The organism is Sinomicrobium pectinilyticum (assembly GCF_003725735.1).
Taxonomy (GTDB): domain Bacteria; phylum Bacteroidota; class Bacteroidia; order Flavobacteriales; family Flavobacteriaceae; genus Sinomicrobium; species Sinomicrobium pectinilyticum.
In genome coordinates this window covers 1-22,583 of record NZ_RJTM01000024.1, presented here as the reverse complement: position 1 = coordinate 22,583, position 22,583 = coordinate 1, and the positions used below count along the sequence as shown (strand labels likewise).

Annotated in this window: 15 protein-coding genes; 11 read left to right on the top strand and 4 right to left on the bottom strand. The window is 44.7% G+C overall.

Annotated elements, in window-relative coordinates; all coding sequences use genetic code 11:
- Window positions 1-20: 20 nt before the first annotated feature.
- The 3 genes from ED312_RS03995 to ED312_RS03985 all read left to right on the top strand — a co-directional run bounded on the left by ED312_RS03995 (window position 21) and on the right by ED312_RS03985 (window position 2,724).
- Entirely contained in the window at window positions 21-173 is a 153-nt protein-coding gene (locus tag ED312_RS03995; protein WP_262707126.1) for a DMT family protein, read from the top strand.
- Window positions 174-293: 120 nt separating this feature from the next.
- Window positions 294-1,451: a helix-turn-helix domain-containing protein gene (locus ED312_RS03990; RefSeq protein WP_123214717.1), complete on the top strand. Its 1,158-nt coding sequence runs from the start codon at window positions 294-296 to the stop codon at window positions 1,449-1,451.
- A 226-nt stretch (window positions 1,452-1,677) separates the two neighbouring features.
- Window positions 1,678-2,724 carry an alpha/beta hydrolase family protein gene (locus ED312_RS03985; protein ID WP_123214716.1) on the top strand — a complete coding sequence of 349 codons (1,047 nt, stop codon included), beginning with the start codon at window positions 1,678-1,680 and terminating at the stop codon, window positions 2,722-2,724.
- A 15-nt stretch (window positions 2,725-2,739) separates the two neighbouring features.
- On the opposite strand, the gene ED312_RS03980 is transcribed toward ED312_RS03985, so the two are convergent.
- The 4 genes from ED312_RS03980 to ED312_RS03965 all read right to left on the bottom strand — a co-directional run bounded on the left by ED312_RS03980 (window position 2,740) and on the right by ED312_RS03965 (window position 7,169).
- On the bottom strand, window positions 2,740-5,424 hold the full coding sequence (locus ED312_RS03980; RefSeq protein ID WP_123214719.1) for an alpha-L-rhamnosidase: 2,685 nt from the start codon (window positions 5,422-5,424) through the stop codon (window positions 2,740-2,742).
- Window positions 5,425-5,594: 170 nt separating this feature from the next.
- Window positions 5,595-5,990, bottom strand: coding sequence for a barstar family protein (locus ED312_RS03975; protein ID WP_240643012.1), 396 nt, complete (start codon window positions 5,988-5,990; stop codon window positions 5,595-5,597).
- Between the two features lie 15 nt (window positions 5,991-6,005).
- Entirely contained in the window at window positions 6,006-6,578 is a 573-nt protein-coding gene (locus ED312_RS24545; RefSeq protein ID WP_123214715.1) for a hypothetical protein, read from the bottom strand.
- A gap of 222 nt (window positions 6,579-6,800) precedes the next feature.
- On the bottom strand, window positions 6,801-7,169 hold the full coding sequence (locus ED312_RS03965; RefSeq protein WP_123214714.1) for a hypothetical protein: 369 nt from the start codon (window positions 7,167-7,169) through the stop codon (window positions 6,801-6,803).
- A 2,114-nt stretch (window positions 7,170-9,283) separates the two neighbouring features.
- Here ED312_RS03965 and ED312_RS03960 point away from each other — a divergent pair.
- From ED312_RS03960 to ED312_RS03925, 8 genes are all read left to right on the top strand, one after another.
- Window positions 9,284-12,397 carry a SusC/RagA family TonB-linked outer membrane protein gene (locus ED312_RS03960; protein WP_170164441.1) on the top strand — a complete coding sequence of 1,038 codons (3,114 nt, stop codon included), beginning with the start codon at window positions 9,284-9,286 and terminating at the stop codon, window positions 12,395-12,397.
- 25 nt (window positions 12,398-12,422) lie between these two features.
- The gene (locus tag ED312_RS03955; protein ID WP_123214712.1) at window positions 12,423-14,273 is read left to right on the top strand and encodes a RagB/SusD family nutrient uptake outer membrane protein; all 1,851 of its coding nucleotides are present in this window, start codon (window positions 12,423-12,425) and stop codon (window positions 14,271-14,273) included.
- Window positions 14,274-14,286: 13 nt separating this feature from the next.
- Window positions 14,287-14,949, top strand: coding sequence for a DUF3823 domain-containing protein (locus ED312_RS03950; RefSeq protein WP_170164440.1), 663 nt, complete (start codon window positions 14,287-14,289; stop codon window positions 14,947-14,949).
- 32 nt (window positions 14,950-14,981) lie between these two features.
- Window positions 14,982-16,112 carry an arabinan endo-1,5-alpha-L-arabinosidase gene (locus ED312_RS03945; protein WP_123214710.1) on the top strand — a complete coding sequence of 377 codons (1,131 nt, stop codon included), beginning with the start codon at window positions 14,982-14,984 and terminating at the stop codon, window positions 16,110-16,112.
- 418 nt (window positions 16,113-16,530) lie between these two features.
- The gene (locus ED312_RS03940; RefSeq protein ID WP_123214709.1) at window positions 16,531-18,030 is read left to right on the top strand and encodes a sulfatase; all 1,500 of its coding nucleotides are present in this window, start codon (window positions 16,531-16,533) and stop codon (window positions 18,028-18,030) included.
- Between the two features lie 151 nt (window positions 18,031-18,181).
- Window positions 18,182-19,651, top strand: a complete 1,470-nt coding sequence (locus tag ED312_RS03935) for a sulfatase-like hydrolase/transferase (RefSeq protein ID WP_123214708.1) — start codon at window positions 18,182-18,184, stop codon at window positions 19,649-19,651.
- 214 nt (window positions 19,652-19,865) lie between these two features.
- On the top strand, window positions 19,866-21,323 hold the full coding sequence (locus ED312_RS03930) for a sulfatase (RefSeq protein WP_123214707.1): 1,458 nt from the start codon (window positions 19,866-19,868) through the stop codon (window positions 21,321-21,323).
- On the top strand, window positions 21,320-22,583 hold a 1,264-nt coding region (locus ED312_RS03925), incomplete at its 3' end, for a sulfatase family protein (RefSeq protein WP_123214706.1). The genes ED312_RS03930 and ED312_RS03925, both read left to right, overlap by 4 nt.

Below are 22,583 nucleotides of genomic sequence, written 5' to 3'. Positions count from 1 at the left end.
AAAACGGGGGGCCATACAGCTTGTGGCAGCTTAAGGTTATCCAGGAGGTCATAACCCTGGTGGTATTTACCATTTTTTCGGTAATAGCATTTAAAGGGGAAACCCTGCGCTGGAACCACCTGGTAGGGGGGATATTCCTGGTACTTGCCGTTTATTTTATATTTAAAAAATAGCCTGCTCCCTTTATTATTGGCCCGGGAGAAAGTATTTTGCCTCTTCTTGGCTATATTTGCCTGTACAGCCAGAGAGAACGTCGTTTTTATATTTTGAGCGGAATATTCAATATATACCATATGCCTGCGTACGATCCGTATGATTATTTCCGGACCGATATTTTTACGGTGGTGATCCTGGTGGGGGCCATACAGGGTGTATTTCTTTTTACCTTGCTTATTTCCAAACCGCACAGGCAGCCGTATCATTATTTGCTGTTTGCCGCACTGGCCCTGGCCTGTGCCCTGATACAGACGGAAATTTTCCTGGGATACAGCGGACTTCTTACGAAGGTGATTTTTCTCGCGGATTTTTCGGAGCCCCTGGTGTTTATCATAGGCCCTTTGCTATTCCTGCTGATGCGGGCACTGAGTGGTGAACCTTTCCGGAAGAAGGAATGGCTGCATTTTATACCTTTTGTCCTGTATTTCATATATCACCTTCGGTTTCTGGCCGAAAGCGATGCGGTAAAATTCAATTCTTTTCTCTGGGCCTTTCATCCCGAACTTCCTCTGAAAGAAGTCTCCTATCGCTATGCTTTCGATCCGCTGTACATCCGGCGGAACCTTGAGTTATTTATTTCCCTGCATATGGGCATATATCTTTTGCTGTCTTTCGTAAAAGTGAGGACACTGCAAAAGCGTATCGGTACCAGTTCCTATTTTATGTCGTGGATACGTATATTACTCGGCGTATTTTTGCTGGAATACATATTATACCTGGCCGTGCGATTTCATTTTATACACGATGTGGGAGATCATTTTTCGGCCGTGTTCATCACGGTATGGTTCTTTCTGTTCAGTTATAAAATGTTGACGGATTCCGGTTTTTTCCAGCCTGTGGTCCGGCAGAAATATGAAAAATCCACGCTTAGTGCAGAAGACAAAGAGGGCATACTGCACAAACTCAAATCGCTGGAGGAAACCGAATTCTATACGGAGCCTTCCCTTAGCCTGCCAAAACTTGCGAAACAGCTCGGAACTACACCGCATTACCTGTCCCAGGTGATTAATGAAGAAATGGGAAAGACTTTTTTTGACTATATCGGGAAATTGCGTGTGGAGAAAGCCAAAAGAATGCTGAAAGATCCGGAGACCCTGAATTTTAAGATAGAGGAAATTGCGGAAAGAAGTGGTTATCTTTCCAAATCGGCCTTTAGTGCCACCTTCAAGAAAATAACGGGACATACCCCGGGAAAATTCAGGAAATCCGCCCCCGGAAAAAGTACGGGCCTATAAGTTCGTACTCCTTACCGAACGGAAAGTCCCCTGTTAACTCCCCTGTGTTTTACTTTTACCGGCGAAAGCTTTTTTGACCGGACCATCCGGACTGCCATTCCATAGGTTTTACAAGTAGTGAAATTGATCTTTTCATGACTTTTAAACACGAATGCGAAATGCGCTAAGGAATACGGTTTGAACTGTTTTGGAAACCAATTAAGTACAACATTAAACTTAATACAAAATGATACCCCTTGTTTATATGCTGGTTTATTTTCTGTCCGGTTACTTCCCCTTTGCGCCCCCCGGGTTAAATACAGTAGGGGATAGCAAAATAGGGCAGATGACCCTGGAGTTTAAAGATCATAGCAGGAACAGGCCTGTGGTTACGGAGGTCTGGTATCCTACTATGGACAGCCCGAAGCTCTCCGATAAAGTGTTTTCTCCCTTTGTGAGGAAATACACCGTGAGAAATGGCAGGCTGCCGGAAGGAAAATATCCTTTGATCATGATATCACACGGTACCGGGGGGAGCCGGCTGTCTATGGAATGGATGGCCCAATGCCTGGTAGAAAACGGCTTTGTCGTTGCTGCGACGGATCACTGGGGAAATACCTATGACAATAAGATAGCTGTCGAATCCGTAAAACCCTGGGAAATACCTCTGGATATGAGTTTTGCATTGACAGAGTTGTTGAAGGATACTTCTTTGCGAAATATTATTGACAGGGATCGTATAGGAGCACTGGGATTCTCTTTCGGGGGATATACGGTCCTTGCTCTTGCCGGGGCCGTACTGGATTACGGGATTTTACTCGATTATTATACTACAGAAACCGGAAAAGAGGAACTGGCCCATATTACCGAGGTTCCGGACCTTCCCGGCCTTGTTTTTGATCCCGCCTTAAAGCAGATGACCCGGAACCTTCCCGATCTTAAAGATCGCCGCTTCAAAGCTTTTTTTGCCATATCTCCCGGTACTGCGCAGGGATTTGTATGCAGGAAACAATTTGAAGACGTTACCGGGGCGGTATTTCTTGTGGGATGTGCGGCAGACAAGGTTACGCCTCCGGAACGATATGCCCGGCATTACCACAGGCTTATAGAAAACTCTCAGTATTATGAATTTCCGGGCAAAACAGGGCATTATGTAATGCTGGCCCGGGCCAGGGAAGATATGAAAGAAGAGCTTCCGGAAATTTTCCACGATGACACCGGGGTAAACAGGGGCGAGGTACACCGGAAAACCGGGCAACTGGTCATAGCATTTTTCTCTGAAGGACTTCGCTAACATTGTTCCGGAATACTATTCTCTTATCAGATATTCGTAATGGCCGGCGTTAAGGGAAATGGTAAATTCGCCTTCCGGACCCGGAGGGGTATTTTCCTTTTTGCCTTTTTCGGTTACGGTCTTTCCTTTCAGATATAAAACAGCCGTACTGCCGGGCGGGACATTGCAGGTGTAATGGATTTCCCCGTCTTTTCTGCTCCAGGAAGATACAATATCTCCGTATGGCCCTTTGTGTTTTGCTTTAAAACCGGATAAGTCCTTTACAAAATTAGGTCTCAGGATGGTATTGCGGAACCCCGGGTTTTCCTCATCCGGCAGAATACCTCCCAGGCCGCTGTAAAACCAGCCGCTTATGGCCCCGAACATAATATGGTTCCTGGAAATATCGGAAGAGGCCCCTATATCCCAGTTTTCGTACAGGGTAGTAGCCCCGTTCCTGATCCACCATCCCCACGAAGGGTAAGTATCCTGTGTGGCTACCGTATAGGCCAGGTCCGCATAACCGTTCCGGCTCAGGGCCCCGAGTATGGTCCTGGTCCCCAGCAGCCCCACGTCGATATGGTTGCCTGCCTTACGAACGGCTTCCGCCAGGCGGTCCGCAACTTTCTGCCGAAGATCGTCCGGAACAACTCCCCAGTAAAGCGGGGCGCTCAGCTCGGTCTGGTAACCATCCCCGTAGATACCTGTTTCCCGGTTGAGATATTTATCGTTTATGGCCTTTTTGATAGTACCGGCCAGTTGAGAATAGGTCTTATGGTCTTCTTCCTTACCGAAATGTTTTGCGGCCTTGGCGAGAATGGTGGCATCGACAAAGTAATAGATGGAAGAAGTGAGTTCTTTTGGGGTCACCGATTTAACCGGCACCCAGTCTCCCAGGCCCCAGTCGGTCAAACCGCTGTTATGGCTTATTTCGGTAATATGGTCCACATATCTTTTCATGGGCTCGTACATAGTTCTCAATGTCCTGTCATCCCCGTAAAACCGGTATAATTCCCAGGGAATGATGGTTAGGGTACTTGTCCAGTCCGGCCCGTTGCCCCAGTCATAGCCCCAGCCGCCCCAGGTGGGGATTATGGATGGCAGTACACCATTGGGCTGTTGTTCGTCCCGGTGGTCTGCCATCCATTTTTCATATACGGTGATGGCGTCAAAATTGTAAAGCCCGGTTTGTATATTGATATGGGCATCCCCGGTCCAGCCGTTTTTTTCCCGCTGGGGACAGTCCGTCGGATAACCGAAAAGATTGGACAGGTAAGACGCATTGGCCGCCCGCCATATTTCAGGTATAAGTGTGTTATCAGCATCTATTTCTCCCGCAGGAGCTACGTCGGTATGCATAAATATTCCCGTTACACTCGTTTTTTCCAATGCTATGGGCTTATCACTTTTTACCTCTACATATTGAAACCCTTTATAATTGAAACGGGGCATAAAAGTTTCTTCCCCGTTCCCGTTCAGGAAATAAATATCGGTCTGAAACGGGTCGAGCGTGTCTTTCGGGCGGTAATGGACATCGATATTGGACAGGTCTGCCCGCCCTGTACTGTCCAGTTGCTCTGCATGGGTCACCCACAGACGGGTACCTTTTTCTCCCTTTACCTTTATCCTGGTGACACCGGAAATATTCCGACCCAGGTCAAATACATATTGTTTGTCGCTCAGTTTGTTTATACTGACCGGGGTAATCTCTTCCGTATTTCGTATGGGAGGGAGTGCCTGTGTGGTAATTTTATCCGAAGGGGGAGGGGCAGTGATGGCGGGTTTCCATGCGGAATCGTCAAATCCAGGCGTATTCCATCCCGGTTGTTCGCGCCTGGCATCGTAATGTTCGGCAGTATAAATACTGTTAAAGACCACGGGGCTTAAAGATGTTTTCCAGGACGGGCCGGTGATCAGGTTTTCCGTAGTCCCGTCTTCATAGGTCAGGCGGATGTTGAGACAAAACCGTGGCCTGGACCGCCACCCGGCCTTATGAAAATCCCATACGGCAGTTGATTGGTGGTTATACCAGCCATTGCCGAGCAAAACGCCAACGGCCACCTTTTTCTCCCGGAAATACGGAGTCACGTCATAGGTTACATATAAATTCCGTTTATCAAACCTGGTATATACGGGATCCAGGAGGTGGTTGCCTATTTTGTTCCCGTTGATATACAGTTCGTAGAGACCGGCTGCCGTTATGTATGCCCTGGCTTTAGTTACTTTTTTCTCTGTTGAAAATTCTTTGCGGAAGTAGGGAGCGGGTTTAAGGGCAATATCTTCCGTATCTGTTATCCATTCCCCTTGCCATGAGGAAGTGTCCATCATTCCCGTTTCGAAACAGGAAACCGACAGGTTACCGGGCGTACCCTTGTCATCCCTGACCTCCACACCCCAGTAATATTTTGTGAAAGGCTTCAACGGTTTTCCGTCGTAAACCGTATAGATTTCATTACTTTGCCCGGAGGACTCCCACAGCGAGCCTTTTCGGTTAGCCACGGCTGCGGAGTCGGTACCTACATATATGCTGTAGTCACCCTGCAAAACGGAAGAGCTTTTCCGGTCTATCTGCCATGTAAACCTCGGGTTCGGGCTATCGATTCCGAGGGGGGCGGACAGATGCTCGGTCCTGAGCCGGACCGGATTCACAGGATCTTTTTGTTCGCAGGATAGAAGTAATAACGGTAATAAGAGGAATACGATGTTCCTTTTAATATTCATGAGGTTCGATTTACGGGTCGTATACTTTACTATAGGTTGACTGGTAAATATATAAAAAAATGCCGGGGGAAACCATAAAAGGCGAGGTGGGGTAAAAAGGAAGCTCCTTTTGCACGGGGTCCCCGGATCATTCCCCGGCAACGGTTAAAACTCCCGGTCTTTTCGGAAGATCAGCCTTCCTTCAGGACGATATTGGAATGCTCTGAAATAATGTCCGTAACCATTTCAAAAAAAGTCCGGCCGGTACCGTCTTCCAGGGCAGCAAGTCTTTCATTCACCCATTTTATATTGAACCTCGAAGGAGATTCCAGTTTTTCCCTGTACCAGGCGATTGTAGCTTCGTACCCCAGGTCGTCCCTGTTCTTTTCCATATTTATCCAGACAAGTATTACTGGTTCTGCAGCCCTTATAATACCAAACCCGCCGTAAAGCAGGTCGTTGAATGCGTCGAGGCTGTGTCCTATTTTCCAGTCTTCCCCGGCCATAAATACACGGTTTATTTCGTCATAGAATGAGGCTATGCTGCTGATATTCGCTCCGTGTATGGTTATTTTTTTCCTGATCATTTCCCGGTAGCGGTATCACCCGGATGTTTTATCCGTTATTTTATTCGCTATGGGGGTCGCAATAGTACCCAGAACATCCAGTATGGTAAAAACGCCGAGAAGGCGGAAGTAGAATTCATCCTCGTCAAATTCGGTAACGGTGGCCTTTATCAGCATCATGGCTACTATACAAACAAAAACAACCGTTGTGATAAGCAGGTATTTTATGGTGTTGTTTTTCGGTTTTACCAATAACAAAAGGGAAATATGTCCGAATGCCGTGGCAAGGATCATAAAAATGATAACTGTTTTAAAGAAATCTTCCGTGTCTATGAATTCCCAGATAGCTGTTATGGTAACCAGAAAACCGATACCGGATACCGCCATCCCGGTAAGGGAGAAAAGCTTCAGCCCCTCCTTTTCATAAATGGTAGAACAGCATAGGGCGGAAAGGCTATAGCCTACCAGCGAAAGCGTAGTGAGCAGGGTTTTTATCTCCGTATCCCCGTAATCCCCGGCCAGGAATACAAAAATACCTATGGCGGCACTGATACACAGTGCGGCGATGAGCAACCGGAGAAAGAGTTTTTTATAATTTACGTGCTGCATATGATTTTATGTTGTTATTATTTACATACCTACCTATGACACTCGTATCAAGGGTATGTCCGGCTTTTCCGGCAGACTAAATTAAGTAAAAAAGTACAGGAAAACCGTTCGGACCCGGGATCTCTTTCATAAATACCGGGTTTCGGGGATAAGTCGTATTTTTAAGGCTTCCTATAATCATCAGGAAAGAAGCCGGACTATTAAAGAATTAAAATGATCAGCTTAAGATTTTGAGAAGAACAAAGTAGGTCCGTCTACATGAGATTGACTCAAGGTCATAGTATTTCCGGAAAGGTCTAATACCCATTTACTATTGTCAATTTTAACGATAAACTCTCGGGGTTCTTCATCGGAAGGATTACCCGATAAATTCTCCAAACTTATGTTGTAATTGTAGTCCCCACTATCATATCCGTCATTGTCTGTGTCTGACTCAACCCTTAGAGTTCCGCCGGATTGAAAATGGTAAATAATGTTGTTTTTGGAATAAACTACTGCCTTTAATCCGGTAGAGTAAACTTCTGTTTTTTCCATTTTCCAATCTCCGGTTATATTCGGAGTGGAATTATCATCGGGGCTGTTTTCATTCATTGCGATTACTATCCGAATTTTCTAAACCGCCGGGGTTGCTGGTCTCTTTTTTATCGATACATACTTTCTTTACCCACCTATAAACAGAAGATAATATAAGAGAAATAATAAAAATAAATCTCTGAAGAAGCAGGAATAAGGGTGACGGTCCTGGAAAGAATGCATTATGCCATCGGTAAGTTGTGAAAGCTAATCCGGAAAATCGAGGCTCTCGGAGCCGTATATTTCCGGGAGAGAATGGCGTTTATATCCTCTAATTTTTTGAATAAAACATCTTTTTTGATCATATCTTTTAAAAAGAGAGAAAGCTGCCAAATGTTAAGCAGCTTTCTTTTAGTTATTTCAGTTTGTTTTATTAATTGGATTCATGTGATTTATACAGAATGTCTAAGGTCTTGTCTTATTCTGTCTCAAACCGATTCTTCTTATGCAATTATACACATAGCTGCCCGGGAGGCGGACATGTACCATATATTCCATTCGTAGGGCACCAGCAGGTTTCCTCCCCGATAGAACATCGTAAATTGGAATTATTTCTGTTTTCACCTCCTGTTAATTTTGAATTCAAATTGCTAATAATTTTCTTATTTAACTTTAAGTTATTTAATGATGTTTTCATGGTAAAACGGTTTTTTAATGTTGTTAATTTCAAAGGTTAAGCTTAAAGAAACACAGGTTGTAAAAGTATTTCCGAACTGATACAAGCTGTAGCATTTCGAGATAAACATAAGGACTATGGTTCTATATAACAATACATACCAGGAGGCGGGCAAGTGTTTTGCGGGCCTTCTGTAGGGCAGTAAAAGCAACTTAAAGCTTGTGTTTCGATATTTCCTCCTTTAATATGCGAGACATTTAAGTTACTGACAACTTCTTTTTTCAATTTCAAACTGTTAAGGTTTTTTTTCATGGTATAAGGCATTAAGGTTATAAAATGTTAGTTATAAAAATAATCTACCGCTCCGTAATTTGTATATGAGTTTTCATTACTCTTCATCCATAAGCTTTTTATAGACATTGATTAACCGGTAGAAAATTAACTGCTTATTCCGAACAGAATACAGGGGGCCTCTATAGATGAGATTATTTTATAATCTCCTTTTTTTGACTTCAAATTCTTTAAGTTTTTTTCATAAATGTAAATTTCCGGTTGTAGTGATATGGTATCAAAGATTAATAGTTTGATTCGGCGATACGGCAAACTTCGAGCTGAATATTAACTCAAAGGAAAATTTTATATTTAACTAAGATAATCCTTTTACCACTGTGATAAAATACTGGTTTTCCGGTATTTTTCGTTAAAAAAATCTCAAAACCTCTTTTCTTTGAGTAATATCAAACCCAGGGCTGATTAGTTTTGAATTATAAATTAATCAGAATGTTTCTCGTTGTTTGTTTTTTGCCGGAACACCAGCTGAGAATTCCTGCCCGGAATACAATCCGGCGATGTCTCCATTTTCACAATAGATACTTTCTACATTGTCCAAGTGGGCTTGTGGCACACCATACTGTTGTGGCGGTCCCTTGGGGAACAGTTTTTAAATGAGCCGTTACTTCCGGATTGATATTGTCCTCTGTACCACAAAGCCCGTTTTTTTTCATAATTCAAGGGTAGCTTTCCTGCCCAGTTCTGTTCCGTCAACGGATCCCGGATAAAGCGAATATATCCTTACATCAAATGCTCCGGCGCGATTGTCCAATTCCAATGAAAAGAAGTTAACGGCTGTTTTCGATTGTCCGTATGCCCATAAGATTTCATTCTCACAGCTAAGGAAATTAGGGCCGTCAAGATGGAAGGGTACAAACTGATAGAAGACCGAGGATATTAATCCCCATGGAATTGATTACTCTTAAATGGGCTAAGGACCGGCATCCAAGCTTTAAACCGGTGATAAAGAATACATGATGAACAAAATTGCTATTCAATTGAACAAATATGCAGGAGGCGGGTTTAATAATTATTTAACATTACATCGTCGTTTTGCTAAAAATTCCATGATTAAAATATGATATCATTAATAATCCGATGGAAAAACTCGTCCTATAAAAAGAAAGCGAGGCAACGGTACAAACGAATTGAAATAACCGCAAACCAACTTAAAAACCACCAAATTATGAGAACAAACAAATACCGTCGGTATTATGTGTCCCGTCTATTGATAATAGCATCCTTGTTGTCCGGGGCGGATGCCGTGTCCCAGGAGCTCAGTATCTCCGGAAATGTGGTCACCGCAGATGACGGACAACCTCTTCCCGGTGTCAATGTGCTTGTCAAAGGAACTGCCAATGGTACCCAGACCGATTTTGACGGAAACTTTACTTTAAATAATGTTGTCACAAATGCCACTCTTATCTTCAGTTATATAGGTTTTGAGACCCGGGAGATCCCGGTCAACAACCGGTCTACCGTGAATGTTACCATGGCAATGAGCAATCAGGCCCTGGATGAAGTGGTTGTAATAGGGTATGGTGAACAGCAGAAAAAAACCTTAACCGGCTCCGTGTCTCAAGTTGAAGGGGAAGAAATCGCAAAAGCCCCTGTTTCCACGATGTCCGAAGCATTAGTGGGAAAACTCTCCGGGGTAGCCACAAGGCAGGGGGATGGGCGTCCCGGAAATGGAACGGCGCTTCAGATCAGAAATATGGGAAGCCCTTTGTATGTTATAGACGGCGTTCCCCAGGGAGCGGGCCAATTTAATAACCTGAATCCCGGTGATATAGAGAATATCAGTATTTTAAAAGATGCTTCGGCCGCTATTTATGGTGTAAGAGCCTCTAATGGCGTGGTCCTGGTTACTACAAAATCGGGAAAAAAGAATCAGAAAAACCAGATAAATATTCATTCTTACTATGGTTGGCAAAGTTTAACCCGTTTTCCACAACCTGCCAGTGCTGCGGATTATGTACGGGCAAGCGCCGAAGCAGATATTAACCAGAACGGGGCGTCAAACTGGATACCCGAAGAAGTAGCTCTCTGGCAGGAGGGAACCGAGAAAGGCTATCGCGGATTTGATTGGTCAAGTTATATCCGGGAAAATGTGCCGCAGAAATTTATTCAGGCAAGTACGTCGGGAGGTTTCGAGAAGATCAGTTATTATTTTTCTTTGAGCCGTATCGACCAGGATGCGGTTTTTGATGGTTACAATTTTAACCGGACCAATCTCCAGTCAAATGTAAGTGCGGATATCACCGATAGGCTGAAGGTGGGGATCCGGATTAACGGAAAAATAGAAGCGAGGGAATTTCCCGGTGTCATCGGAGGAGATAAATACTGGCAGCCGCTTTGGGGAACCTTCAGGAACCTGCCCACCGAAAGGCCTTATGCCAATGATAACCACGACTATCCCAATACCACAACTACGATTACCACAAACAATGCTACGTTTGATCATGCGGGATATGAAGAGAGCAAATGGCGGTCCTTACAGACAAACCTGGATATGGTATATGATTTGCCCATAAAAGGCTTAAAACTTACCGCGTTATACTCCCATTTCTTTAACAATCAGTTGCAGGATAAGTTTGAGTATAGCTTCGATACGTATACGTATAACGAGGCGGAAGATATTTACGAAATAACAGGAGGTAAGGAAAACCGGTACCGAAGCCGCAGAAACCGGCATATAACAAATAATGTGCTCAGGATTATACTGAATTATGACCGAAGTTTTGGCGAGCATAGTCTGGCTGTAATGATTGGAGGGGAAGGAGAAGACCGCCTTGATAAAGATTTCGAAATCATTGCGGCGCCGGCCACCAATCATATTGATTTGATCAGAGAATCCAACGAATTACAAAATGTTCATGATAATATTTTTGAATCGGCCAGGACCGGGTTTTTCGGCCGGATTAACTACAATTATAAAGAGAAGTACCTGCTGGAACTGGCAGCCCGGTACGATGGTGCCTGGAGATTTCCCCCGGATGATCGCTGGGGCTTTTTCCCTTCCGTTTCCCTGGGCTGGACTATTACTGAAGAACCTTTTCTCCGGAATAGTAAGATTACTGATGTATTGAATAATTTCAAACTCAGAGCGTCATACGGGATCATGGGCGATGAAGAGGTGGGAGTAGGAGCATTTGCTTATATGACAGGCTATGATTATGGTGCGGGAAATGCAGTGTTGGATGGCGAACTCGTAACCGGCATAGTTCCGAGGGGAATGCCGGTAAGAACGCTGTCCTGGATCGAATCGTCAATAGCCAATGTGGGATTTGATTTTCGAATGTGGAATGGAAAGTTGTCGGGCGATATGGATGCCTTTTATCGCAAAAGAACGGGGCTTCCCGGAAGCAGGTACGATGTGTTGATCCCGACGGAAACAGCCTTGAACCTGCCACCGGAAAACCTTGGGGCAGACGCCATTATGGGGGTTGAAGGATCTTTGCTTCACAGAAATACGATAGGGAATCTGACATATTCCGTAGGGGCAAACTTTACTTTGGCAAGAAGACGGAACCTTTATACCTATAAACCGCGGTTTGGCAACTCATGGGATCATTATCGGAATTCAAATGAAGGTCGCTGGGCCGCCATACAATGGGGCCAACATGTAGTAGGCCAGTTTCAGTCACAGGAACAGATTGCCGGCTACCCTGTTGATATCGACGGAAAAAATAATACTACCGTGCTGCCCGGAGACTTCATTTACGAAGATGTAAATAATGACGGAGTGATCAATAATTTAGATGAAAGGCCCGTAGGCTATGGAGGGGAGCAGCTACCTTATTTGACCTATGGTTTAAATGCCGAGGCTGCTTATAAAGGATTTGATTTTTCCGTGGCTTTTGCAGGAGGGTCCATGCAGAGTCGTGGCCGCGGGGCAGAAACAAAAGTACCTTTTATGGGTAATGGAAATTCCCCAGAGCACTTATTCAATGACAGATGGCACAGGGAAGATGTTTTTGACCCGGAAAGCGCCTGGGTATCGGGCACTTATCCCGCTTTGAGGAGGAGCCAGAATGCCCATAACAATACACCCTCGGATTTTTGGTTCAGAAATGTCACCTATTTGAGGTTGAGAAATATTCAATTGGGCTATACTTTACCCAAAAGCATCCTTAAAAAACTCAATATCCCTCAAATAAGGCTTTACGTAAACGGATTGAATCTTTACTCTTTTGACAATTTAAAAGATATCGGGCTCGATCCGGAGTCCAACAGGCCGAACGGCCTGGATTATCCCCCCATGAAAGTTGTTAATGTAGGCGCTAATATAACTTTGTAATTGTCTGATTTTAAAAATATAACAGATGAAAAATAATATAAAATATATTCGGATGCTCATACTGATTTTTACCATGAGTGGTTGTGGAGATTACCTGGATAAGGAACCCCAGGACATACTTCTGGATGAACAGGTATGGAGTGATCCCGAACTGGCAACTTCCGTACTTGCAAATTTATATAACAGGCTTCAGCCTTTTGCGGGTCTGGAAGGTTCCTGGGCTGATGTTACCGATACCGACCTTGCCATGTGGTCCGGCCAGCCCATACAACAATGGAGAAATGAACGCCAGAATTTCCCTAATGATTTCAGGGGACAATGGCGATATGGTCTGATCCGGGATATTCAGATATTCCTGGAAAATGTAGAAGCCTCTCAGGAATTCACCGATGAAAACAGGGCACGGCTGTTGGCTGAAGGAAGGTTTATCCGGGCCTACGTGTATTTTCAGCATGTAAGGAGCATGGGAGGCGTTCCTTTAGTGCTTCGGAGTTTTACCTATGACGGGCCTGATAGTGTAGAAGAAATGCAGATTCCGCGGAGCACCGAAGAAGAAGTATATGATTTTATTTCAACAGAGATAGAGGAGATCAAAGACGATCTTCCGCAGACCGGGGAAAGTAAAACAAGGGCTAACAGGTGGACCGCACTGGCGTTAAAGTCACGGGCGATGCTGTATGCGGCTTCGATAGCAAAGTACAACAATCTTTTGCCCGTCCCGATTGAAACTCCCGGGGGAGAAGTGGGAATACCCGCTTCCCGGGCCGAAGATTATTATATGCAATCTTTGGCAGCTTCGGAAGAGATTATACAGGGTGGACCGTTTGACCTGTATAATGCCAATCCGGATAAAAGTGAGAACTTTTACGAACTTTTTACTAATAAACAGGGGAACCCCGAGGTCATTTGGGCAAACGATTATACCCTGGAAGGTAAATACCACTCTTTTACTTTTGAAAACATTCCCCGTTCCATGCGGGAAAACCCTAACGGTTCCTCCGGGATTACACCTACGCTGCATTTGGTAGAAAGCTATGATTATCTCGATGGGAGCCGGGGAGTTCTGAATACCCGTACCGGGGATGGCGATTTTGTATACTATGATAATCCGGAAGATATTTTCGCAAATAAGGATGCCCGTCTGTGGGGTACGGTAATTTATCCCGGTGCCGAATTCAGGGATAATAAGGTGAGTATACAGGCAGGAGTGATGGTATGGAATGGTAACGGGTTTGAAATTGAAACATCCAATAGTCTGGGGGCCAGGTATGCAGACGGAGGACTATTGGTAGGGGCCGACGGTCCCATAGGAACAACACCTTTCGCTACGAATACGGGGTTTTATTCCCGTAAATATCTGGATTCCAGGGCAGGTTCCGGCGTACCCAATGAAGGGAGTGATGTGTGGTGGATACGGTTCAGACTCGGAGAAATTTTACTTAACGCAGCCGAGGCATCTTTCGAATTAAACCGGGAAGGCCCGGCACTTGCTTATATGAACCGGCTAAGAGAAAGAGCCGGATTCGGGCCCAACAGTCTGGGAGTCGCTGATCTGGATATGGAAAAGATCCGCCAGGAACGGATGGTAGAATTAGCGTTGGAGGGGCATCGCTGGTGGGATTTGAAGCGCTGGAGAACAGCACACGAACTTTACGACGGAAATCCCGAATCGCCTGTTGCCATGGCATATGCCTTATGGCCTTACCGTGTGATAGATCCTGAAAATCCCGAGCGCAACGGGAAATACGTATTTGAAAAAAAAGTAGCTCCCCGTTTTAACCAGCCCCTTTTCTTTCAGATGGGCAACTATTACTCCGCCATCCCACAGGGAGCTTTGAATGCTAACCCTTTACTTGTCAAAAACCCGTTTCATTAAAAACTTGATCATTATGAAAAGAATTATATTTTTCATCACCATCATATCAGGATTATCGTCCTGTGAATATGATAATTACGACCCCCCGCAATCTGAATTATCAGGGAGGCTCCTTTATGAAGGAGACCCGGTAGGTGTAAGGCAGGGTATCAATATCTTTCAGTTATACGAACCCGGTTGGGAAAACTTTGAACCCATAGGGCTAAACGTAAAACAGGACGGCACTTTTTCTGCACGTCTTTTTGATGGGGATTATCAACTGGTACTGATCGATGGAAATGGTCCCTGGGTAAATCAATCGGATACTATTGATATCCGGGTTGATGGAAACCGGGAGATGGATGTAGCCGTAGAGCCTTTTTTTATGGTACGGAATGAAAATTTTGAGATTGAAGGATCCACTCTGAAAATCTCTTTTGATATAGAACAGGTTGTTGAGTCTGCGGATTTGCAGTTCGTATCACTTTATATTGGCAAAACAATGTTGGTTGACAACCAGTTCAATGCAAACGAAAAAAGACTGCCTTCGGGAGGTATTGAAGACCTGGATGAAACGATCAGTATGGAAATGGATATATCCGGCATAGATCAGGAGTTTCTCTTTGCAAGAATCGGAATAAAAACGAAGGGAAGTCCGGAACTGATCTTTTCAGAAGCGGAAAAGATAACCTTTTAAAGCTTAATTGTTAGAAAAAAACTTTTAATAGGATGAAGCCAAATTTTTTTTGTACTTACTTGTTTAGCATAACGATCTTACTGTTTCTGACCGTTTCCTGCGCTAAAGATAAGGGACAGGCTGTTGAAGAACCTGAGCAGGAGCAAGAGAAAAAAGAAACAGAAACAGCACCACCGATGAGTGGCATTACAGGTTTGAAAGATACCTCCAGGCTGATGAGATCAGGTGGAAAGACCTTCTGCTATGCCACTGGCGGGGGAATTAGAATGGTATGGACTTCCTCCATAGAATCGGGAGAATGGCAATCAGGTCCGGATGTTTTTCCGGAACGTCCCGGCTGGTGGGCGGATTACAGCCCCATAAATATAGCCTGGGCCCCCGATGTGGTATGGGATGAAGGATCGTCGGAATTCCGGATGTACTATTGTGCTTCCAGACTAGGAAGCTCGACATCAGCTATAGGATTGGCCGTAAATAGCACTTTAGACCCGGAAGATCCTGATTATGAATGGGAAGATAAAGGAATTGTAATATCTTCGGAAGAAAATGTAGATGATTTTAATGCATTGGACCCTTGTCCCGTACAGCGCCCGGATGGGGAATGGTTCTTGTCTTTCGGGTCCCATTTCGGCGGGATTAAGCTTATAAAGCTGAATGAAGAAGGGAAATGGGATCAGGAAGATGCTGAAATATCCGATCTGGCCAGAAAAGCAGATACATTTCGAAATGCAATTGAAGCATCGTCTGTTTATCCGGGAACGAAAGAAGATGAGGACGGTTTCTGGCTTTTTGTTAACTGGGGGACCGGAAACTCGATCAAAAACGGAGAAGATGCTACATACGAAGTAAAGATGGGCTGGTCCACAGACATCCGGGGACCCTATTTGGATAAGGAAGGAAACAATTTATACAATGGCGGAGGAACAGTTTTTCTGGCGAATCAGCAAACTTTTGAATGGGACGGGAGTACCCGTATTGCCCCGGGCCATGTTGGGATCATTCGGAATGAAAAATTAGACGGGACCCATCCCGATTGGGTAAGTTATTCCTATTGGCTGAAAAATCCTCCCGGACAGAACGGAATTAGGATGGGCCTGCAAAGATTGACCAGTGATGAAGACGGATGGCCCGAGGCCGGGGAACTTTTTAGATATAATTATTGAATTATACTTTTAATTTCTATACAACGCTCTGTGAACCTTTGTGCCTGCTTTGTGAATCCTTTGTGAAACAATACAACGGAAGCAGGCTATTACACAGAGACTCACAGAGAACACACTAAGATGCACAAAGTTAGGGGCTTTTGAAAAGTTAATCCATTTTACATAGCTGTGGATATTTAACTATTTGCCTATAAGTTTAATACAAATAGTATTTATGTGTATAACTCAATATAATTATTAAGATAAAACAGGTCGTTAGTTTGTGCACTATCGAATAATGAATGACGAATTTTGAATATCGAATGATGAAGTTTTAAAAATTGGATTATCCGGAATTCGAAAGATACCAAAAAACCGGTTTGTCCCGGATAAAATTAAACAAGCTCTAAAAGGATCAGAAGTATAAAATTATAATATTATGAAATTCAGATTAAGTATATCTCTTGTATTGGCATGTCTGTTGACACAGGCTGTTTTCTCCCAGAACAGATCATCAAGACCCAATATCCTTTTTATTCTGGTTGATGATCTCAAGCCCAACCTGGGCGTATATGGCGATACCATTGCTCAAAGTCCCAATATCGACAAACTTGCCGGGGAAGGGATGGTATTTGAGCAGGCTTATTGCAACCAGGCGGTATGTGGCCCTTCCCGGTATAATATCATGCTGAGTTCCCGGTCCACAAGTACGGGCTTGTACACATTCGGGACGGAGTTCCGGGATATTATACCCGATGCCGTGACCCTGCCCCAGTATTTTAAGAATGCGGGATATCACACCGAATCCATGGGCAAGGTGTACCATAGCGGGCATGGCAACACCAATGATGAAGCCTCCTGGAGCATTCCCCACTTTAAGGAAAAAGTGATCGAATATGTAGACCCGGAAAGTACCGGTCGTCAACTGACCCGGGAGGAAGCCTTTTTTGAAAATACCCGGATGTATATCGAAGACACCCCTGCTAACCACGAATTGCCGCGTGGAGCGGCCTGGGAGGCCCCTGATGTCCTGGACGATGCCTATGCCGACGGACGTGTGGCCAATCACGCCATTAACCGTTTACGGAAACTGAAAAATAAGCCGGATCAGCCCTTCTTTATGGCCGTGGGATTTGCCCGGCCGCATCTGCCGTTCAGCGTTCCGAAGAAATACTGGGACCTGTACGATCCTGAGCATTTACCGATGCCCGAATATGAGAAGGCTCCCCAAGGCTCCCCCGGCTTTACCGCGAAGCGGGACCATGAAATGGCAAATTATTTTCCCGTTCCTGTAGGCCAGGACGTGTATGATGACGATTTAAAGCGAAAATTGATCCACGGGTACTATGCCAGCATAAGTTACATGGATACCCAATTGGGAAGGGTGATGGATGAACTGAAAAGATTAGGGCTCGATAAGAATACCATTGTAGTGCTTTGGGGCGACCACGGCTGGCACCTGGGTGATCATGCCATCTGGACCAAACACACTAATTTTGAACAGGCCAATCGCATTCCCTTGATCTTTAAAGTGCCGGGGGTAACCAAGCCCGGGAGCTCAACAAAACAGTTTGCCGAGTCTGTCGATGTTTATCCTACCCTGGCTACCCTGGCCGGACTGGATAAACCCACCGGTCCGCAACCCATTGACGGGATTGATCTCAGCCCGGTATTAAAAAACGGTTCCAGAGAAATAAAGGACCATGCTTACCACACCTTTCCGATGGGCGGATATTTGGGAGAGGCTATACGTACAGATCGTTACCGGATGATCAGGTGGACGCCGGTGCGAAATAATGGAAAAGAAGTGCTTTACGAATTGTATGATTATGATAATGACCCGGGGGAGACTAAAAATATCGCTTCGGAGAAGCCGGATGTTGTTGCGGAACTGACGGAAATACTGGAAAAATATCCCGAAGCGAAGAAGAGGATATAGCAGGGCAAACGTAATTCGGTGTTGCAAGTTACAAGTTGCAGGTTCAAGGCAAAACCTGAAACCTGAAACCTGTAACTTTAAACCTATGTATAAGAGGTAATTATACAATACAAATCGTTTTAAGTAATTTAATAGACTAAAACCTTGTCTTATGTTTAATACACCTAAAAAACAGTTTTTGGCTTTGCCGGTGCTCCTGTTGGTCATGGCGCTGGGATGCAAAGAGAAAGCCAAAAACGCTGCTTCTGATGAAGCTGAACCGGGTAAAAAACCCAATGTTATCATGATTTTTATTGATGATATGGGCTGGTCGGACCTCTCCGGTTTTGGTAATACGGATGCTGAAACGCCCCATATCGATCAGTTAGCTTCGGAAGGGATCAGTTTTGATCAGTTTTATGTAAACGCACCTATCTGTTCTCCTTCCCGCGTAGCCATTTCTACGGGAACGTACCCCCAGCGCTGGAATATCACTTCTTTTTTATCCAATCGAAAACACAATGCAAAACGGGGAATAGCAAACTGGTTAGATACCTCGGCTCCCATGCTGGCGAGAGATTTGAAAAATGCCGGTTATGCCACCGGGCATTTCGGAAAATGGCATATGGGCGGGCAACGCGATGTTGATGAAGCCCCGGAAATTGCCGAATACGGTTTTGACCGATCCCTGACCAATTTTGAAGGTATGGGCCCCAAGTTATTGCCACTTACCAGAGATGCGAAGGGGAAGGTGGGACGGATATGGGAAGATGCGGAACGGCTGGGAGGCCCGTATACCTGGATGCAGCGTTCGGAGATCACCACCGGATTTATCGATGCCGCGATGGATTTTATGGATGAAAAGAAAAAAGAGGGCAGGCCTTTTTATGTGAATATCTGGCCCGATGATGTCCATAGCCCGTTTTGGCCACCTTTCGAGGATTACGACCTGACAAAAGAAGACGGAAAAAGGGCATTATATCTTGCCGTGCTCGAAGCTATGGATAAACAATTCGGAAAGTTATTTGACTATATTAAGAATGACCGGGAACTTCGGGATAACACCCTGATTGTTTTCTGTTCCGATAACGGTCCCGAGCCTGGCGCCGGAAGATCCGGTAACCTTAAAGGTTATAAAGGCCATTTATATGAAGGAGGCATTCGCTCTTCATTGATTGTCTGGGGGCCTGAATTCATAGCAGAAGATGCCAAAGGGACCCGTAACAGTCAGAGCTATTTCTCAGCGATAGATCTGAAACCCTCTATTCTGGAATTTACCGGGGTAGATTCGCCCGAAAATGAATTGATCGACGGGGAGGACCTTCTGCAAACGATGCTCGGAAAGAAAAAGGATTCGAGAACTTCACCGATCTATTGGGGGCGTCCGCCGGACAGAAAAAGTTATAAGGATTTTGACAAGCCGCTGCCCGATCTGGCTATGCGGGATGGCGATTTTAAACTGCTTTGTGATTTTGACGGCAAAAGACCGGAACTGTATAACCTGATAAAAGATCCCGGAGAGCACAACAACATCGCTGATCAATATCCTGAAAAAGTAGAACATATGGTCAGAAAAGTAACGGCCTGGTATCATAAAATGCCACGGTCGGAAGATGAGGAAAAAGAAGGGAGTAAATCTTAGCGTTTGTTTAAACAGGCTTAATTGAAGCAAAAAAATGATCCGGATGGACACTTCAAGAGGTGCCTTACTTTGTGCACCTTGGTGTGTTCTCGGTGAATCTCTGTGTAACAGTACCCTGGAAACAGGTTATTACACAGAGATTCACAAAGCAGGCACAAAGTCGCTCAGAGCATAGTATGGAAATTATAAAGTATAACTCGAAATAATTTATATAATGATAAAAGAATTATTGAGTACTGTTGCTCAAAAGCGGCAAAAAAAATTGATCCTCCTGGTGTTTTGCCTTGTGCTTCCTTTCCGGTCATTATTTTGCCAGGAAAAATACAATGTTTTATTTATCGCCATAGATGACCTGAATGATTATGTATCTCTTCTGGAAGATCATCCGGGAATCAAAACACCAAATCTGGACAAGTTTGCAAAGGAAGCTGTAACTTTTACCAGGGCCTATACCGCCGCACCGGTATGCAATCCTTCACGGGCAGCGGTTTTAACCGGGCTTAGTCCGGCTATAACCGGTTTATATGATAATCCCGATCATTTTCAGAATTCAGAAGAGGCCATGGCGGCAAGGCTGATCCCCGAGCACTTTAAGAAAAACGGGTATCGCACCATGTGGTCGGGAAAATTGTTTCATACCGGCAGGGAGCAGTATTTTTCAAGGCCTGGCAAACAGCGGATGGAAGAAATGTGGGATGATTCCAGGGGACATGACGGAGGCTATGGACCTATGCCCGTTAAAAGTAATATTCCCGATTCAATAAGACATCCTCCATTGTTTGATTACGGACCGTGGAAAGGTCCCGATAAAGATTTTCCGGATGTGGTAAATACGGATATAACCATCGATAGGCTAAATCAACATTATGAATCCCCCTTTTTTATGACTCTCGGGATCTACAGACCACACAACCCCTGGACTGCCCCTAAACGCTTTTTTGATATGTATCCTTTGGACGAAGTCAAAGTCCCGGAAGTCTTCGAGGATGATCTGGATGATATACCCGAAATAGGTAAGGCATGGGCAGGAAAACCGGTGAGTTTGGATACTTTAAAAAGTATAGGTCAGTGGAAACCGGTAGTCCGGTCCTATCTGGCCTCCGTCTCATTTATGGATTATAACCTGGGCCGTGTTCTCGAAGCGTTGGAAAACAGTGAATACGGTGATAATACTATTGTGGTGCTGTGGGCGGATCATGGCTTTCATTTAGGGGAGAAAGAACATTTTGCCAAATATGCATTATGGGAAAAAACGACCCATACGTTGCTGATGGCCAAAATTCCCGGTGGCCCTGAAGGTGAAAGAAGGGATCAGCCGGTAAACCTGCTGGATATATATCCTACTTTGATAGATTATTGTGATTTACCCGAAACGCCTCAAACATTAAGCGGAAGGTCCCTGCGTCCTTTAATCGAAGATCCCGGGACATGGAGCGAAAAGCCCTCGATCACTTATTACATTAACGGAAGTATTGGAATGCGCAGTAAAAAATGGCGGTATATCAGGTATTACGACGGTACCGAAGAGCTTTACGATTCCCGCGAAGATCCTGACGAATGGAAAAATTTAGCCGGTAAAGCTGAATATAAAAATGTAATAGAAGATTTTCAAAAACAGATACCTTCTAAAATAAAACCCGATGTTGGACCAATAAAAAAACAAGTCAGATGAATAAAATAGGTAGATTTTTAATGATCAGTCTCTTGTCGTTCATTACCATTGCGGAAGCCCAGAATAAAGGAGAGCGCCCTAATGTGGTCATATTCATAGCTGATGATTTGGGAAGGAATGATCTTGGTCCCTATGGGAACCGGGTCGTTGAGACCCCGAATTTAGATCAATTGGCCGGTGAATCCGTAGTTTTTAACCAGGCGTTTGCAGCTTCTCCCACCTGTGCTCCTTCCCGGGCTTCGATACATACTGGGCTTATGCCTTTTCGCAATGGGGCACACGCCAATCATACCGGAATAAAGGAAGGGATAAAGACCTTACCGACTTACCTTCGGGCCGAAGGGTATAAAGTAGGTTTCGCCGGTAAATTGCATATAGGACCTATGGAAGCTTACCCGTTTGATCTTATTGAAGGTACGAATGTTCGTGAACCCGGTCATGAAAATGACGGGGTATTATGGACCGACCTGGAGTTAGGCCCGGTCGATAAATGGTTAAATAAAGCATCAGGCGGTCAGGACCCTTTTGTTCTGGTGGTTAATGATCATAGCCCGCACGTAATCTGGCCCGAAGAACCGGGCTATAGTACCGGTGAAGTAGATATTCCGTCAATGCATATCGATACCAAAGATACACGAAGGTCACGGGCCCGTTATTATACCGATATTACCAAGATGGACCGGAATGTAGGTAAAATGCGTGAATTAGTTGAGAAAAACGGGTTGGAAGATAATACCATTTTCATATTTACTGCCGATCAGGGGCCGCAATGGGCTTTTGGAAAGTGGAATTTATATGATTACGGAATACAGGTACCGCTCATAGTTTACTGGCCCGGAAGAACCGATGAAAACCGGGAGAATGACAACCTGGTTTCCCTTACGGACCTTTTACCCACCCTGATCGAGATCGCCGGAGGGGAGGCCCCGGGATCCATAGACGGCAAGAGTTTCCTGGGATTATTGAACGGAGAAAAAAACACGCACAGAAGATCTGTGTATGGTTCACATACGGGTGATGGGAATATGAACCGAACCCCAATGCGGATGATCCGGACAAAACGCTACAAGTATATTTTAAACCTGGCTCCGGAAGAAGAATACCATACCCACATAGACAAGGCCAAAGATCATGACGGAGGAAGAGAATACTGGGATTCCTGGAGGGCCGGATCTTTTAATGATAACCCTTATGCATCAGCTGTATTATGGCGCTATCACAACAGGCCACAGGAAGAACTTTACGATGTTGTTAAAGACC

Bases quoted from the DNA above. Each gene is read 5' to 3' on its own strand.
- ED312_RS03990 (WP_123214717.1), top strand. From the start codon at position 294: ATGCCTGCGTACGATCCGTATGATTATTTCCGGACCGATATTTTTACG.
- ED312_RS03985 (WP_123214716.1), top strand. From the start codon at position 1,678: ATGATACCCCTTGTTTATATGCTGGTTTATTTTCTGTCCGGTTACTTC.
- ED312_RS03980 (WP_123214719.1), bottom strand. From the start codon at position 5,424: ATGAATATTAAAAGGAACATCGTATTCCTCTTATTACCGTTATTACTT.
- ED312_RS03975 (WP_240643012.1), bottom strand. From the start codon at position 5,990: ATGATCAGGAAAAAAATAACCATACACGGAGCGAATATCAGCAGCATA.
- ED312_RS24545 (WP_123214715.1), bottom strand. From the start codon at position 6,578: ATGCAGCACGTAAATTATAAAAAACTCTTTCTCCGGTTGCTCATCGCC.
- ED312_RS03965 (WP_123214714.1), bottom strand. From the start codon at position 7,169: ATGAATGAAAACAGCCCCGATGATAATTCCACTCCGAATATAACCGGA.
- ED312_RS03960 (WP_170164441.1), top strand. From the start codon at position 9,284: ATGAGAACAAACAAATACCGTCGGTATTATGTGTCCCGTCTATTGATA.
- ED312_RS03955 (WP_123214712.1), top strand. From the start codon at position 12,423: ATGAAAAATAATATAAAATATATTCGGATGCTCATACTGATTTTTACC.
- ED312_RS03950 (WP_170164440.1), top strand. From the start codon at position 14,287: ATGAAAAGAATTATATTTTTCATCACCATCATATCAGGATTATCGTCC.
- ED312_RS03945 (WP_123214710.1), top strand. From the start codon at position 14,982: ATGAAGCCAAATTTTTTTTGTACTTACTTGTTTAGCATAACGATCTTA.
- ED312_RS03940 (WP_123214709.1), top strand. From the start codon at position 16,531: ATGAAATTCAGATTAAGTATATCTCTTGTATTGGCATGTCTGTTGACA.
- ED312_RS03935 (WP_123214708.1), top strand. From the start codon at position 18,182: ATGTTTAATACACCTAAAAAACAGTTTTTGGCTTTGCCGGTGCTCCTG.
- ED312_RS03930 (WP_123214707.1), top strand. From the start codon at position 19,866: ATGATAAAAGAATTATTGAGTACTGTTGCTCAAAAGCGGCAAAAAAAA.